The organism is Actinomadura sp. 7K507 (assembly GCF_004348425.1).
Classification (GTDB): domain Bacteria; phylum Actinomycetota; class Actinomycetes; order Streptosporangiales; family Streptosporangiaceae; genus Spirillospora.
Genome location: NZ_SMKK01000016.1, coordinates 18,605 through 34,691 on the forward strand (window position 1 = coordinate 18,605; position 16,087 = coordinate 34,691).

Below are 16,087 nucleotides of genomic sequence, written 5' to 3' on the forward strand. Positions count from 1 at the left end.
GGGTCAACGCCGGCCGCCCGGTCGTGCAACGTTGCAACCCCCGGGCTGCCCGTTGCGGCGGACGCCGCGCCAGATCCGGTGCCCGGGGAAGTCGGCGCGGAGCCGCTCCAAGAGCTGTTCGTCGTCTGCGCCAGCGGTGGAGCTGGGGTGCGGCTTTGTGTCGCTTGTCATGGTGGCCTCGCGGGAATTGTCCGTGCCGGAAACAGGAGTTCCAGCGTGGCCGGTGGCGCTACGCTCTGCTACATAACGTCAACACGCAGACACCTACCGCCCCGGTGCTGACGCCCCCCAAGCTCCGGCCGAGACCTACCAGGGACCCCCAAATGCCCCCAGGTGATCTGACGCGCGACCCACTAGTCCGTGCGTTCGGAGCCGTCCTGCGCTCGTATCGTGAAGCCGCCAAGCTCTCACGCCCTCAGCTCGCTGAAGCGCTCGGCTGTACCTACCAGTGGATAGAGAAACTCGAGACAGGCACCAAACCGTCTGTGGAGACGGCCATCGACTTGGACACGTTCTTCGGCATCCCGGAGGGGACATTCAAGAAGATGGCCGAAGAGATCGAGCGGGCAGGCAAGCAGACCGTCATGCTCCCTGGCTTTCCGGCGTTCCTCAAACTGGAGGAACGTGCCCTGTCCGTCCGCTCATTCGTCTGCCAGGTCGTGCCCGGCCTGCTCCAGATCGCCGGATATGCCCGTGGCCGTACGCCGACTCGCTCGCCGAGGCTTCGAGCTGGATCTGGACTGGCTGCAGGATCTGGTCTCGCGCCGCAGCAAGGCCATCGAGCACACCAATGAACTGCGCGCGGAGGCTAACCAGGCCGCCAAGAACATCCAGAAGATCGCCCGTGAGGGCGGGGATGTGGAGGCAGCCAGGGAACAGGCCCGCAGACTCAAGGACGAGATTCAGGTCAGCGACGAGGCGGCGGCCACGCTGGATGAGGAGTTGCGCGCCTTCCTGCTGACCGTACCGAACCTACCCGCAGACCGCGCTCCCGACGGTGACTCCGAAGAGTTCGCCGAGGAGGTGCGCCGCTGGGGCGAGCCCCGTACCTTCGAGTTCGAGCCCAAGGATCACGTCGACCTAGGCGAGGCACTGGGGATACTGGACTTCAAACGGGCCACCAAGCTGTCCGGCCCCCGCTTCGCAGTGATGCGGGCGGCCGGTGCGCGGCTGGAACGCGCGCTCGCCCAGTTCTTCCTCGACCTGCACACGGGCCAGCACGGCTACGACGAGCACTACGTGCCCTATCTGGTCACCCCTGAGACGATGACGGGTACCGGGCAGCTACCCAAGTTCGAAGAGGATCTGTTCAGGACCGACGTCGGTGACCGCACTCTGTACCTGGTGCCCACCGCTGAGGTGCCACTCACCAACCTGTATGCCGGCGAGATGCTCAACGAACGCGACCTGCCGATCGCCCTCACCTCCTACACCCCGTGCTTCCGCAGCGAGGCGGGGTCGTACGGCAAGGACACCCGCGGCATGCTCCGCCAGCACCAGTTCTCCAAGGTCGAACTGGTCCGGATCTGCCGCGCCGAAGATTCTGCCGCCGAGTTGGAGAAGCTTACCGGCCACGCTGAACGCTGCCTGCGAGAACTCGGCTTGGCCTACCGCGTCGTCGCGCTCGCCACAGGTGACATCGGCTTCTCCGCCCACTTCACCTACGACCTGGAGGTGTGGGTGCCCAGCCAGGGCCGCTACCGCGAGGTGTCCAGCTGCTCGGACTGCACCACCTTCCAAGCCCGCCGCGCCAGGATCCGTGTCAAGGGAGCCGACGGCAAGAAGACCTTCGCGGCGACCCTCAACGGGTCCGGCTTGGCGGTGGGTCGCACCATGATCGCGATCCTTGAACAGAGCCAGCAGGCCGACGGATCGGTAGTCATGCCCGACGCGCTCGTCCCGTACCTGGGCTTCGGCAAGATCCTTCCCGGTGGCAAGGTCGAGTGATGCTGGTCGGGATATGTGACTTTCCCTCTCAGTACGCATTTCCCCCGCACGGCTACGGCGGGATTGAACGATGGCTGTGGGCCACCGCCATCGGCGCCGCCGAAGCCGGGGCAGACGTTCACCTGATCGGACCAGCCTGGCGCCCCGAAGCCGTAGCCCGGTTTCCGGCCACGCCGTTGCGGCTTGAGGACCTGCTACCCGGCTCAACCGACGCCACCAAGCTGAGCCGTGTGGGCCTCGACCTGCTCGTTGTCGGTCACGAATACCCATCGCTGCCGGCATGGCGGCGGATGTGGGAACAGCTCGACTGCGATGTGGTGACCTTCCAGCACGATCCCGCCTTTCGGCACGAGCCGCAGGCCTTCGACGGGACCCGGTCCCGGCTGTTCTGCTACTCAGGGGAGATGGTGGAACGGTACGCCTCGTGCGCGGCGATCCAGACGTTGTCAGTGCAGTTCGGGCTGGACGAGCAGATGCCGGCGCAGCCTGGGCGCGGCCGGGACGTCATCTGGCTTGGCCGCATTGACGCCGACAAAGCCCCACACCTCGCCGCCCTCGCCACCGCCCGGCTCGGTTTGCCTCTCACGCTGGTCGGTCCCGTGCTCGACGAGACCTACGTGGCCGAGCATGCCGCCGCCCTTTACGCCCCGCACGTCACCTGGGCCGGTGAACTGTCCGGGGAAGCCAAGAACGCTCTCCTTCGAGACGCGGCCGTGTTCGCCTACACCTGCGCGTCCGGCTACATCGAAGCCGGAGCCGCCGTGTTCGGCGAAGCGCTCCGGGCAGGTGTGCCAGTGGCGGCTCTGACTTGGCGGCCGAGCACTTGCGCCCAAGCCGCCCTCTGCTCCGACACTGGCGCAATCGCCACTGCTGACCCCGCGATGAGTGACGACGGCGTCGCCGCCATCCTGGCGAGCGCCATCGAACAGGCCATGCGATTGGATCGTCCCACCGTCCAGGAGATCGGCCTATGCCGCTTCGACCCGGCCCAGCACTTCCGCACCCTGGCGCACACGACGATCACATCCGCCACGCCTTCCTGACCGAGATCTACGAGTACTTCACCGGTCTCTGGCACGTCACCGATGATCAGGCAGGCACTCGGCTGAGCATCACCTGGCGCGGGCCGCCCAGCCCGCGACGCCCCGCACGCCGCCCGCTAAGAAGCAGCGAGATCCTCGCCCGCATCGAGGAAGCGTTCGCTGAGCGCGGCATCGCCCGCGGCCGGGTCCTCCCCATCCGATGGAACCGCGACACCGACCTGACCATCTCCGCCGTCCAGGCCCTCGATCCCTACCTCAAGGACGGCCGACCATTCACCTACAGCCAGGGACTCATCCCCCAGCCAGTCGTCCGCTTCACCGGTAAACGCAACGACGCCGGCCACCTGGAACCAGGATTCCTGACCTCGTTCGTCAACATCTCCTGCGTAATGCCGATCCAAGAGGTCGACGAGCATGTCCGTCTCATCGACACATGGATCGGCGCCCTGTCTCGGCTCGGCCTGCATGCGCGGCACCTGCACATCCACGGAACGGTCGACATCTGGGCACGCGGAAACGTCCGTGGGATCACCCTGCACTTCGCCTACGCGGACACCGCTATCGGCGACGCCGTCCTGCTCTGGAACACTGAGCGGCCCTGGCACATGGCGAGCGATATCGGGTCTGGCCTGGAGCGCCTCCGCTGGGTCCAGACCGGTCGCAGCTGGCCTGAGGCGACGTTCGGCGACCACGCTGGCGACTGGCCTCTGGAACTGCTGGATGCTGTGCGGACCGCCACCCTGCTCGTCGACGGTGGCATCCGTCCCGGAGCTCGAGACAATTCCAGCGCCCTGAACAGGGTGCTCGACCAGATTCCTTGCCAGATCGCCACCGCTGGCCTCGGCCGCCTCGTTCGTAATGCATACGTCTACTGGGGCGACGTTGCCCGGCTGCGTGCCCCCTGGCCCGTGACGAGCCAAATTATCGAGGAAGCTGTGATCGACTATGTCGCCCATAAGAGATGGTGAAGGCAGGCCGACATCGCATGAACTACGACGATTGTGACCCTAGCTTTTTGAATCAAGATCCCAAGATCTGAGCAAGAGCCGCTGCAAGCTTACGGATCCATTCTACGGTGACCTCGGCTTCGTCGCCGGTCATCGGAGTTCGGTTGCCTTGGGCGTCGAGGTCGGCCTCGTGCGCGATGCGATTCCTGCGTATGACGATGGCGTCCTGGTAGGCCTTCACCGCCTCGGGTGTCATGGCTAGGTTCGCGCCGACCTTGGCCCAGATCTCAGACGGCTTGTCAGTGAGGATCAGCCGCAGACCCTCGGTGATCCGCTGGCTTCTCTGGTAGGTGATCCTGCTGAGTTCGTCTTCCAGGTACTCCCGGAAGACGTCGCGCATGGATTCGGTGTGCATCCGTTCTACCATTGCGAATGGCATCGGGAGTCGCTGTAGAGCTGCGGGCCGTTCCCTGCCCATGTCGTTGGTCAAGATGACGGCCCGGTCGATGATTTCGCGGTGCAGCCAGTGGTCCAGGGCGGAAACCGCCTGGTTCCAGGCTGCCCGATAGAGATCTTCAGGGTGGGCGGCAGACAGCGCCCCAAAGTTCATGTTGGGGATGCCCCGAATGCCTTCGAGGGCCCGGCCGCCTATGACCAGCCCTTCGGCGTATCGGATGTTTTCTTCGAACTGCTGGAACGGGGTCTCGTGCCGGGGTGTGGTCACGCCCCACCGCCTTCCGCCTGAGTCGGGGCGTCAGGAAGGGCCTCAGCGAGCGCGGTGAACTCCTGGGCGGCGGAAGTGAGTTCATCGGCGATCTCGCGGGCGATCAGCCGGGGAGAGAGGAACTCCTCCTCTACCGCCTCCTCGCGGAGCCAGGTGATGTCGATGTTCAGGTCCCTGGCCGCTAGCTCGGCATATGTGAAGGAACGGTAACGCTTCTCGCCTTGCCCATCTGTCGGCTGCTTGCGGTCCGATTCGTACCACTCGACGAAGGGATCGAGGTCGCGGCGGGTTAGCGGGGCATGCTTGGCCTGGAAGTGCTTTCCGGTCCGGAAATCGTAGACGTCCAGGCGCCCGGTCGTGGGGGAGCCATCGTTCTTCGGGCCAACCATGTCGAAGAAAAGCACGTTGGTCTTGACCCCACCACGTTCAAAGACCCCCGTGGGCAGGCGTAGCAGCGTGTGCAGGTTGCAGTGGTAGAACAGCCAGGAGCGGACCGTCTTCGCGGAGCCGCTGGCGAACAGCACGTTGTCGGGGACGAAGACTGCGGCGCGGGCGCCGGTCGGCAGCATCTTGGCGATGTGCTGCAGGAAGTTGAGCTGAATATTTCTGGTCGATGCGATCAGGTCGATGCGTCCCCGCGGAGCAGGCGCGGTGCTGCGGAACGGCGGGTTGCAGATGACTACTGTTGGTTCCACGCTCGCTGGAGCAGCGAGTGAGTCTGCCACCCAAATCGATGGTGGATCGCTGAACGGCAGGCCGGTGTGCAACAGCAGGCTCATGGTCGCCAGACGGCACATGCGCTCGTCCAGATCGACCCCGATGATCGAATCATCGGCGAGCCTCGTCTGCTCTGAAGCCATCGCCGCATGCGTCCGGACCAGTAGGGATCCGGTACCGCAGGCGGGATCGAACACCCGGTCCGCCGCGCTGGGGCGTATGCAATCGACCACCGCGGAGACGAACGGAGGAGGAGTGAGCGTCTGACCCGCCTCAATGTTGAACTGGGCGCTGGCCTCGTACAAGAGCAGGTCGTACAGCTCGCCGGTGACGGCTGGGATCAGGCCGCTCCAAGAACGACTGCCGATCTCGTCTTGAATGAGCGCCGCCAGCGCGGCCGGGTTCCGGATGGACGAGACGGCCTTGCGGAACACCGTCCGCATGGTCAGCTCGCTCGGCGGGGCAGCGGGATCAGGAATACCGCATTGGCTGAGGATGCGGGCGTATTGTTGTTCCAGATCTCTTCCGGACTTGGAAGTCAGCGAGGGCCAGTCCAGCCCCCTCGGCACCACCCGGACGGGGTTGACCTGGCGGGAAGCCCGCTCATGATCGATCTTCAGGAACAGCAGGTAGGTGATCTGCTCGACGAACTCGAAGCCGGAGACGCTCTCGGCGCTGAGCCTGCGGCCGTAGAAGGACCAGAGCGAGTCGAAGGTCTGTCGTGCGTCGGTCATGCGTGAACCCCTGACCGAACAGGGTACCTTCTAGGCTCTTCGCAGCAGAAGCCATTAATCCGACATGTCGGGATCCTCACGGGAAGATCTTAGCGTGCGCAGCGACTCGGTGATCGCCGAGAACTCGGTCAGTGCCGCCTCGAGTTCGTCCACGATCTCCTGGGCGATGACGTCCGGTTCCTCCAGTGCCTGCGTCTCGGCTCCGTCCTCCATGAAGGTCAGATCGAGGTTCACCTTGTCCCGGGCGACCAGTTCGGCGTACTCGTAAGCCTTGAATCGCTCGCTCTCGATCCGGTCGCCGCGTTCACCGGGGCGATAGCACTTAATGAAGTCGTCCAAGTGCTCCCGGCGGAGTGGCTTTTGCTTCATCGTGAAGTGCTGGTCGGTTCTGAAGTCGTATACCCAGAGTCGTTTGGTGGCCGGTGTTGCGTCGGGACGCGGTGGCTTTTTGTCGAAGAACAGTACGTTGGCCTTGACCCCGCCGGCGTAAAAGATGCCGGTCGGCAGCCGCAGCAGGGTGTGCACGTCGCACCGTTGCAACAGTGCACGCCGGACCGTCTCACCCGCCCCACCTTCGAACAGCACGTTGTCGGGCACGACGGCCGCCGCCCTGCCGTGTAGTTTCAGCAGGGTATAGATGTGCTGGACGAAGTTGAGTTGCTTGTTGGTGGTCTCGGCCCACAGGTCCTGACGTGACTTGGCGTAGTTCTCTCCGGTGACCGAGCCCACGCCGAACGGCGGATTAGCCAGCACTACATCCGCATGGGCCAAGGGGGATCTGGCTAGTGAATCCCTGACCTCGATCAACTCCCGGCCGTTCGCCTGGCCGATACCGTGCAGCAGCATGTTCATAGAAGCTAGCCGTGCGGTCTCATGCACCAGTTCGACCCCGCGTATCGCCCCGGAGTCCAGCGCGCGACGCCGATCGCCGTCCAACTCTGCGCCGTATCGATCGACGATGTAGGCATGCGCGGCGATAAGGAACCCGCCGGTGCCGCAGGCAGGATCGAAGACCGTGTCTCTGGGACCTGGTTGAACGCACTCAACCATGGCATCGATCACCGGCCTTGGGGTGAAGTACTGCCCGGCCCCCGTTTTGCGATCCTCCGCCCCCCGCTGCAAGAGCCCTTCGTAGGCGTCGCCCTTGGTATCGGCGCTCTCACTCGACCAGTGGTACGGGTTGATCAAGTCCTTAACAAGTCGCTCCAGCACGGCCGATTCCTGGATCTTGTTCATGGCGCCCTTGAAGATCGCGCCCAACATGCCCCGCTCGTAGCCAAGTTGGTTGAGAACATGCTCGTACTGATCGTATAGATCATCGCCAGACTTATTGACGAGACTTGGCCAGTCAAGCCCTTCGGGCACGATCCGTTCAGGATTGAGTGGCCGCTTGGCGCGCTCATCGGCCATCTTTAGGAAGAGCAGATAGGTGAGTTGCTCCACATAGTCGAGCGTGGAAACTCCGCTGTGCCGCAAAAGCTCACAATAACTCCAAAGTCGATTTACCAGCCCCCGCGGATCAACAGTTTCAGCGGCATTCAATGCAGTTTCTCTTCCTGAGTTGTAACGCTCTCTATTGAGGTGCGGCGCCCCCCACTGATCCTTGGCGTAGCCGCTCTCTCCGACCGAATTCGCATCAACAAGGTTGACGCAGGCTCATCTCCTGGGTCTTGAGGTGCGAGATGCGCTTTAAAAGCAACCTTCAAAATTAGAGAACGTAGTCTGAGGCCCCGGTCAATGGCGAGCTGGAGACTTTTCTCGCTCCGATTCGCGGCCATTATCCTGGACTCAATTTCTTCCACCAAAGCTTCCTGCGGGACAAACTCCGGAGGAACGGCGACTGGCAACATCTTGATCTTCTTCAAGCTGATCGAAGCCAGATTAACCGTCTGCCTTGCGTTTCGATCGCACCAATATTTGCCGAACCCGTTCAGATGCCAAGCAAGTATCTTTGGGTGAACTATCGTTCCGCGGACCCGTGCCCGGAAAACATGGTTCTGATGGATGCAGTCATCAATTTGACCTTCCCAAATCCATCCTCGTCCGAGTTTGTCACGATCACCGCCCTCGTTTAGTAGCACATCACCAGGTTGTAGCCGCAGTTGATCCAACTTTGCCTTCGGAACCCGAATCCGCGTGACTTCGTCAAGGACCAGGCGCCCCCTCTGCACATTAGCCACACGGAGGAAAGGGGCCTCAACGTATGTTGGATCAGATTGCTTCTTGCTGTCTTTAGTTACCCCGCCGACAACTTCGGCTACATCGCCCAATCGCCGCCACTTCCAATCCGCGGGGATCTTGGGAAGCGAGCCATCGTTAAGGCCCACGCCCTCCAAATGCGAATCGTGACGTTGAGTATCTGGAACCAACCCACCCGTAGCCGCCTGTGTTGTCAGACATTCCCGAAAAAGCTGAAGACGTTCAAGCGAAGCACTAAGTCCGGACAGCGTCGCATCCAAGCGAGAGGTCTGCTCTTCTAGGGCAGTGACGATGCGCTGCTGCTCTGCAAGAGGTGGAACCATTACAGGCATAGCATCGAATCTGCCTTTGGTGATGTGAACCATCCCAGAGCCATGTGCTTGGCGATAAAGGTCCTCAATTACATGCTGAACCAAATAAAAAAGAAAATCCTTGTCAATAAAGGGGGTGACTTTAAATATGTGCTGATTTAGTACACCCTCTGGTCCTTGCCAAATATATGCCCCAAGTGTGGCGGCCCATGAAATTAGCAAATCTCCAGGTCGTACTATATGGCGATCTTCAACGTCTCCTTGATAGTAGTTAAAATTATCGCCCGACCCGGTGAGATTTTGGATGCGGATGATGGGGCGCCCGGTGTCAGACCATTCGGCCTTCTTGAAGCCTCGTCCATTCTGATAGTGCGCGAGTTCTCCTAGAGTTGCTCGCGCCCAGCCTGGCGGCAGCTCGGTCATGCGGTCAGGTCCCGGTCTAGTTCGTCGAGGATGGTCACAGCGCGGTCGTCGCCGAAGGCGGTTAGGAAGCCGTCAGTGCCACCATGACTGCTGAACGGCACGTGATCTAGGTCAGCTGTGTCGAAGCGCACCGTCATGGCGGTCGTTCGAGCGATGTTATCCAACCACCAGAGCTGATCGGCGGTGAAACGCGCCCCGGACTGTTCCTGTCTGGCCAGCCAGTTGGCGAAGCGTTCTTCCACCACCGAGGCGTAGGGGCGCGGCTCGTTCTCCAGGCCGAGCTCGAAGCGGACTAGCGAGACCAGATCCGCCACGCCGTGCCGGGCGCCCTTGCGAGCGACGGCGATCCCGGCCCGTTCGTAGGCCTTCCACAGGCGCTCGGGGGTCCATCTTCGCGGCGGCCGAGCGATGCGTTCTGCGATCGCCCTAAGCTGTTCGAAGACCTCGCGTGGCGGCTTGGACCGTTGGGTGAAGGCAGCGTGCCAGGCGACAATCTCGTCGCGATTGTCGTCGAGGTACTCGCGCCAGCTCGTGATGGTCGACTTGGCCTCTGTGGCGTCCACGACCGCCCCGGCGTGGACCACCCGGTCGGCGTTGACCTCATCGTAGAGTAGGTCGATCGCCCGGCGGATCTCTAGAAGCCTTTTGCGTAGCTCGGTATTGCGGGCAAGCGGTTCCACAGCCTGCGCGACCAACTCCCGGACGGCCTGCTCTCCGCCGGAGAGCTTGGCTTTTTCCTGGGCGTCGACGGAGACGGAGTCCACCATGCCGCGCACGATCGTGTGCAGAGGCTGGCCGGCGACTTGCTCGATCTCCGCCCGGTCGGTGGGCCTGTCGGCCAACTGCTTGTCCAGGCGGGACAGCCGGGAGGCCAGAGTGGAGACCTCATCGTCGGTATAGGCACCGGCCGCGACCTTGGCCAGTAGTTTCTCTAGGCTCTCTCGTTTGGTCTCATCGCGGTCCAGAGGGGCGGCGTCCACCTTGGGGTTCTTGGTGACGCCGATCGCATCGACGATGACGAATCGGGTCTTCTCTCCGATGTCGGGGGTGACAGCCTGAAACTCGGTCAGCGGGATGGTACGGGCACCGCGCCCCTTCATCTGCTCGAAGTAGGCCCAGCTGCGCACATCCCGGAGGAAGATCAAGCATTCCAGGGCCTTCACATCGGTCCCTGTTGCGATCATGTCCACGGTGACGGCGATCCGCAGTTGTGCGGAGTTGCGGAATGCCGCCAGCAACTCGTGCGGCTTGCGCGCCTTGTGGGTGATTTTCGTGCAGAAGTCGTTGCCGCGGCCGAAGGCGTCTCTTACTGCGGTAACAATTTCCTCAGCATGGTCGTCGTTCTTTGCGAAGATGAGCGTTTTGGGTACCATGCGACGGTCAGATGAGACCTTAGACCGCTCGGGGAAGATCTCCGTGTTGAGCCGGTCGCGGAACGTCTCGATGACCGTCTTGAGTTGACCCTTGCTGATCACGCGGGAACCAACGTCGCGCCCGGCGTACTGGAAATCGTCGTCCAGATCCTGGTAGCGCTGAACGCGGGTGCGGCGGTCCCTAACCGGCACCCGTGTACCTGCCTCGATCAGCGCCCCTGACTCGGAGATCTCCGTCTCGATCCGGTAGACGTCGAAGTCGACGTTGACGTTGTCGGCGACCGCCTGCTCGTAGGTGTACTCGCTGACCAGGTTTTGATGGAAGAACCCGAAGGTCTGGGCCACTGGTGTTGCGGTCAGTCCGACGAGCGGCGCGTCGAAGTACTCCAGGACTGTCCGCCATTTGCCGTAGATGGAGCGATGACACTCATCCACGATGATCAGATCGAAGGTCTCCGGCGGGAACCGCGGATTGTATGCGATGTCGAGTTCGTCATCCACTTCGTAGGAGTCCAGATCCGGGTCGTCGCCCTGTGGGATGGCTCTACCGGAAAGCCCCAGATAGAGACGCTGGATGGTGGACACTACCACTTTGGAGGAGGCCAGCATGTCGCTGCCGGTGAGCTGCTGCACGTTATACAGTTCGGTGAACTTCCGGCCGTCGTCGGGGGTGGCGTAGTTCTCGAATTCGGTTCGCGCCTGGGTACCGAGGTTGTTGCGGTCGACCAAAAATAGGATTCGCTCCGCCTTGGCGAACTTCAGCAGCCGGTAGGAGAACGTGGCGGCGGTGAATGTCTTGCCGGCCCCGGTGGCCATTTGGATCAGGGCGCGCTCGCGGCCCGCCGCAAGTGACCGCTCCAGCCCATGGATCGCCTCGATCTGGGCGGGACGAAGTCCAGCAGTGATCAGCTCAGGTAGGCGGAGCCGAAGTTTGGCCCGGTAGGTGGGCGCCTGCGGGTCGTTGTCGGCGTCGTGCATCCAGCGGGCCAGCGTCTCGGGCCGATGGAAGAACGACACCTCTCGCGAGCGCGAGTCGGGGTCCAGAGTGTTGCGGAACCAGGTCATCCCTCCATCGCTGGCGTAGCGGAATTGAAGCTCGGGACGCCAGGCCGCCCTCTTTTGACCAGCCGTCAGGCTGGCTGCGTACCGGTCAGCCTGCTCACTGGCGGCGGCCAGGTCGGCGCCCTCCCGCTTGGCCTCGATCACACCCGCGAGCTTGCGGTCCACGTACAGCAGGTAGTCGGCCCGGCCAGCCTTCATGGTGACCTCGCGTACCGCGACCCCTTGGCGTGTGAACAGATCCATCCCGACACCCGAGTTCTGTACCGACCAGCCCGTCTCTGCCAGCATCCGATCGAGCTGCTCGCGGACCTGCGCCTCGGTGAGAGGCTCGCGGGCGGCGCTCTCGGCATTGGCAAGCAGCTTCTCGCGCTGCTCCAGAGTTGTAACTGGCCTACTCTTATCGAACTCGCGGCGGATGGCCGCTAGTTCGTCACGCATCGCGTTGACCAGCGCGGTCAGCTCGCTTTGTGCGGAACGGGCTTGCTTCAGTTCCTCCTCCGCCGCACGGCGGGCATCCTCTTCGGCCTGGAGCCTGGAGGTCTTGGCCTCATAGGTCAGCCGGGCCTGGGCAAGCGCATCCTGAGCGCGTTCGACGTCCTTGCGTAGGGCTTCGATCTCGGCCGCTTCGACGGCTGTTGGGGACTTGTCCGCTGTTGGCGGTTGCGGCGGTACGAACGGAACCTGTTCTCGGGATCCGGTCAGCAGCCGGTGGAACCACACGGCCAGCCGGAAACACGTCTGAACGGACTCGAACGCCGAGCGCTGGGCCGCGGGGCCGTTGTCCACGGCTAGATTGGCGTGAACCGCCTGGTTGCCGACTCCCCGGATGTGGTCGAAGGCTTGGGCGACCTTCCCATGGAGATAGCCTTCCCGGTTTAGCGCGCGCAGCCGGTCGACCTGCCGGTCGCCGTCGACCCGAACCTGGCCACGGCGAACCAGGTCGGTGGCCAGGACCTCGCCGAACTGGCGGGCCTTGAACAAAGCTACGTTGGGATCGGTGAAGATCGCCGCTTCCGCCCCCACGCCGTACAACACCAGCAGCGGCTCGTGTGGCAGCAGGAACCCGAAGTTCGGCGACCGCGCGGCCAGTGCCTCGATCCGATCGTTCATCCGCCCATCCGACCTGTGTAGCCATCCCGTGCGATGCCGAGCCCAGTATCGGCCACAGGAACGACAGTCTAGAGCGATAGATCCACTTTGAACCGAATGTCCACGTGAACCGCGTTAGCGATCCATGCAGGTCAGCTCCGCTCATGCCAGGCAACCCGAGAGCCTTGAGCTTGTCTAGCCGTTCGCGACGGTACCCGCGAGATGGACCACCCCGTTGCTCGACGGACAGGGCGTCCCCTCGTGGTCCCTGTTGCGGCCGCCCGGAGGGCCGCCGCAACGTCGTCTGCATGGCTAAGCCTCTCGCGTAGGAGAATCGGGCGTATGAAGTACGTGCTGCTGATCTGTGATGACGAGGTGGTCTCGCCGAGCAATGAGGAGCTCGCGGACGATCCGGTGCACCAGGCGTGGCAGGCGGATCTCGAACGGCGCGGTGCCGAGGTCATGGGCGAGCGGCTGCGTCCGGTGGTGGACGCGACCACGGTCCGGGTCCGCGACGACGAGACGCTGGTGACGGACGGGCCCTACGCCGAGACGAAGGACGTCGTCGGTGGTGTCGTGATCGTCGAGTGCGAGAACCTGGACGAGGCGATCGAGATCGCTGCCGGCCATCCCTACGCGCGCCAGGGCGGGGTCGAGATCCGTCCCGTCTGGGAATGACCGAGTCCGACCGGATTCGAGCGGCGGTCGACGCGGCGTACCGGGACGAGTGGGGCCAGGTCGTCGCCACCCTTATCGGAATGACGGGGGACTGGGACCTGGCCGAGGACTGCACGCAGGACGCGTTCGCCGCCGCGCTGGAGAAATGGCCGCGTGACGGCGTTCCGCGGCGTCCGGGCGCCTGGCTGACGACGGCCGCCCGCAACCGCGCGATCGACCGGCTGCGCCGGGACGCGGCGGGGGCGGCCAAGCTGCGGCAGGTCGCCGTGCTGGCCCGCGACCCCGGCGAGCCGCCGGTGGCGGACATTCCGGACGAGCGGCTGCGTCTGATCTTCACCTGCTGCCATCCGGCGCTGCCGTTCCCGGCCCGGGTCGCGCTCACCCTGCGCACGCTGGCGGGCATGAGCACCGCCGAGATCGCCAGGGCGTTCCTGACCGCCGAGCCCGCCATGGCGCAACGGCTGGTCCGCGCGAAGCGCAAGATCCACGAGGCCGGTATCCCGTACCGGGTCCCGCCCGCCGAACTGCTACCGCGGCGGCTCGCCGCCGTCCTCGCGGTGCTCTACCTGATCTTCAACCAGGGCTACGGCGAGGAGGACCCGGACCGGGCCCTGACGGCCGAGGCCATCCGCCTGAGCCGGGTCCTCGTCCGGCTGATGCCCGGCGAGCCCGAGCCGCGCGGGCTGCTCGCGCTGATGCTGCTGCACGAGGCCCGGCGCGCGACGCGCACGGCAGACGGCGTGCTGGTCACGCTGGAGAACCAGGACCGGTCACGGTGGGACCGGGAGCTGATCGCCGAGGGGGTGGCGACCCTTGACGAGGCGCTGGCCCTGCGGCGCGCCGGGCCCTACCAGGTGCAGGCCGCCATCGCCGCCTGCCACGCCACCGCGGCCGACGCCGCGAGCACGGACTGGCCGCAGATCGCCGTCCTGTACGCCGAGCTGGGACGGCTCGCGCCGTCCCCGGTCGTGGAGCTCAACCGCGCCGTGGCGGTGGCGATGGCGGACGGAGTCCCGGCCGGTCTGGCGCTGGTGGACGAGATCACGGCGTCCGGGCGGCTCGACGGGTATCACCTCCTGCCCGCGACCCGCGCCGACCTGCTCCGCCGCGACGGCCGCGCCGCCGAGGCCAGAGCCGCGTACGAGGAGGCGTTGAAGCTGGCGCCGACCGAGGCTGACCGCCGCTACCTGGCCGGACGCCTGGACGAACTCTGATCCAGCGAAATTTACGCGGTGATGTCGATCCCGGGAGGGTGCCCTTCGTCGGTGGGGTGAAAGTCCATCAGGAGGAAGGGAAGATCCCATGAACACCGACACGACTCAGCCGATGCCCGACGTGGTCGACCGGGCCGCCTTCCAGGCCCGGCTGGACGAGCTGCGGGTCCGGGAGAAGGCGCACACGCGCGAAGGCGACGCGATCGCCGCGGCCCGCCGGCGGCTGCCGATGGTCGAGGTGGACGCCGCCACGCCGCTGATCGGCCCGGACGGGCCGGTGACGCTGCTGGAGGCGTTCGAGGGCCGCCGCCGGCTGGTCGCCTACTACATGATGTGGTACACCGGCCGTCCCGCCGCCGAGCAGTGCGAGGGCTGCACGTACTTCAACGGGCAGGTCCGCGAGCTGTCCGCCCTGCACGCCGCGGACATCACCTACGCGACGCTCTGCCAGGGCCCGTACGAGGAGAGCGTCCGGTACCGCGACTTCATGGGCTGGGACATGCCCTGGTACTCCGCCCAGGATTCCGTCGAGACGCTGCTGACCGGGCGCACGGTCGGCATGTTCCACATCGTGTGCTACCTGCGGGTCGGCGACCGGGTGTTCGAGACCTACTGGACGAGCGGCCGCGGCGACGAGGCGCTCGACATCGCCTACGCGCTGATGGACCTGACCGTGTACGGCCGCCAGGAGGACTGGGAGGACTCGCCCGCCGGATGGCCCCGGGAAGGGGAGGCCAGCTGGGTCTTCCGCACCGGCGGACGTCCCACGGCCCAGTGGTCCCGCCTGGAGGCGGGCTGCTCGGACGACCTCGGCAACGCCGGCTGACCGGCCGGCCGTTCGCTCAGGACGGCCAGTCGGGCTTGCGCTTCTCGTTGAACGCGGCGATGCCCTCGCGGCGGTCGGGGGAGAAGGCCGCGGTGCGCCAGGCGTTCTCCTCCAGGTCGAGGCCGGCCTGCAGGCCCACGCCGTCGCCCTGGCGGAGGGCGCGCTTGGCGGCGCGGACGGCGACCGGAGAGTTCTGCGCGATCACGCCGGCGAGGGTCAGGGCCTCGTCGCGGGCGGCGCCGGCGGGGACCCCGCGGTCGGCGAGGCCGAGTTCGAGGGCCTCCTCGATCCCGACGCGGCGGCCGGTGAGGACCAGGTCGGCGGCCTTGCCGGCGCCGAGGCGGCGCAGGGCGAGCTGGGTGCCGCCGCTGCCGGGGACGAGGCCGACGCTCACCTCGGGCAGGCCGAACACCGCGGTCTCGTCCGCGACGATCAGGTCGGCGGACAGGGCGAACTCGCAGCCGCCGCCGAGCGCGTAGCCGTGCACGGCGGCGACGACCGGTTGCGGCATGTTCAGGATGCCGCCGAACGCGGCCCGGAAGATCGGGCGCTGCGCCATGAAGTCCTCGTCGGACATCGAGTTGCGTTCCTTGAGGTCGGCGCCGACGCAGAAGGCCTTCTCCCCGGCCGCGCTGAGCACCACCGAGCGGACGGACGCGTCCGCCGCCACCTCGGCGCAGACGCTCGTGAGGCGCCGCGCCATGGCCGTCGACAGGGCGTTCAGAGCCTCTGCCCGGTCCAGCACGATCTCCGCAACATGCCCATCACGCCGCAGCGTCACACCATCCATGGACGGCACC

General features: G+C 64.9%; 12 protein-coding genes. 6 read left to right on the top strand and 6 right to left on the bottom strand.

Features of this window, described 5'->3' with window-relative positions:
- Nucleotides 1–693 precede the first annotated feature (693 nt).
- From serS to E1285_RS05985, 3 genes are read left to right on the top strand one after another with little or no spacing between them, the layout of a single operon-like run.
- Nucleotides 694–1,947 carry a serine--tRNA ligase gene (gene serS / locus E1285_RS05975; RefSeq protein ID WP_207946430.1) on the top strand — a complete coding sequence of 418 codons (1,254 nt, stop codon included), beginning with the start codon at nt 694–696 and terminating at the stop codon, nt 1,945–1,947.
- Nucleotides 1,947–2,990, top strand: coding sequence for a glycosyltransferase (locus E1285_RS05980; RefSeq protein ID WP_132148896.1), 1,044 nt, complete (start codon nt 1,947–1,949; stop codon nt 2,988–2,990). The genes serS and E1285_RS05980 overlap by 1 nt, the downstream gene beginning before the upstream one ends.
- Entirely contained in the window at nt 2,918–3,958 is a 1,041-nt protein-coding gene (locus tag E1285_RS05985) for a hypothetical protein (RefSeq protein ID WP_132148899.1), read from the top strand. The genes E1285_RS05980 and E1285_RS05985 overlap by 73 nt, the downstream gene beginning before the upstream one ends.
- A 52-nt stretch (nt 3,959–4,010) precedes the next feature.
- On the opposite strand, the gene E1285_RS05990 is transcribed toward E1285_RS05985, so the two are convergent.
- From E1285_RS05990 to E1285_RS06010, 5 genes are read right to left on the bottom strand one after another with little or no spacing between them, the layout of a single operon-like run.
- The gene (locus E1285_RS05990; protein WP_132148901.1) at nt 4,011–4,661 is read right to left on the bottom strand and encodes a hypothetical protein; all 651 of its coding nucleotides are present in this window, start codon (nt 4,659–4,661) and stop codon (nt 4,011–4,013) included.
- A complete protein-coding gene (locus tag E1285_RS05995; protein ID WP_132148903.1) occupies nt 4,658–6,112 on the bottom strand; it encodes an N-6 DNA methylase in 1,455 nt (484 codons plus the stop codon). Before E1285_RS05995 ends, E1285_RS05990 begins: the two co-directional genes overlap by 4 nt.
- 54 nt (nt 6,113–6,166) lie before the next feature.
- Nucleotides 6,167–7,654: a class I SAM-dependent DNA methyltransferase gene (locus E1285_RS06000; protein WP_132148905.1), complete on the bottom strand. Its 1,488-nt coding sequence runs from the start codon at nt 7,652–7,654 to the stop codon at nt 6,167–6,169.
- Nucleotides 7,651–9,045 carry a restriction endonuclease subunit S gene (locus E1285_RS06005; RefSeq protein ID WP_132148907.1) on the bottom strand — a complete coding sequence of 465 codons (1,395 nt, stop codon included), beginning with the start codon at nt 9,043–9,045 and terminating at the stop codon, nt 7,651–7,653. Before E1285_RS06005 ends, E1285_RS06000 begins: the two co-directional genes overlap by 4 nt.
- Nucleotides 9,042–12,590: a DEAD/DEAH box helicase family protein gene (locus tag E1285_RS06010; RefSeq protein ID WP_207946432.1), complete on the bottom strand. Its 3,549-nt coding sequence runs from the start codon at nt 12,588–12,590 to the stop codon at nt 9,042–9,044. The genes E1285_RS06005 and E1285_RS06010 overlap by 4 nt, the downstream gene beginning before the upstream one ends.
- Before the next feature lie 321 nt (nt 12,591–12,911).
- Here E1285_RS06010 and E1285_RS06015 point away from each other — a divergent pair, with 321 nt between their 5' ends.
- The 3 genes from E1285_RS06015 (at nt 12,912) to E1285_RS06025 (ending at nt 15,287) form a co-directional block, all read left to right on the top strand.
- Nucleotides 12,912–13,247 carry a YciI family protein gene (locus E1285_RS06015; RefSeq protein ID WP_132148909.1) on the top strand — a complete coding sequence of 112 codons (336 nt, stop codon included), beginning with the start codon at nt 12,912–12,914 and terminating at the stop codon, nt 13,245–13,247.
- Nucleotides 13,244–14,461, top strand: coding sequence for a sigma-70 family RNA polymerase sigma factor (locus tag E1285_RS06020; protein ID WP_132148911.1), 1,218 nt, complete (start codon nt 13,244–13,246; stop codon nt 14,459–14,461). The genes E1285_RS06015 and E1285_RS06020 overlap by 4 nt, the downstream gene beginning before the upstream one ends.
- 88 nt (nt 14,462–14,549) lie before the next feature.
- Nucleotides 14,550–15,287, top strand: coding sequence for a DUF899 family protein (locus E1285_RS06025; protein ID WP_132148913.1), 738 nt, complete (start codon nt 14,550–14,552; stop codon nt 15,285–15,287).
- A 16-nt stretch (nt 15,288–15,303) separates the two neighbouring features.
- Here E1285_RS06025 and E1285_RS06030 read toward each other — a convergent pair whose 3' ends face one another.
- A complete protein-coding gene (locus tag E1285_RS06030; protein WP_132148915.1) occupies nt 15,304–16,077 on the bottom strand; it encodes an enoyl-CoA hydratase-related protein in 774 nt (257 codons plus the stop codon).
- Nucleotides 16,078–16,087 lie beyond the last annotated feature (10 nt).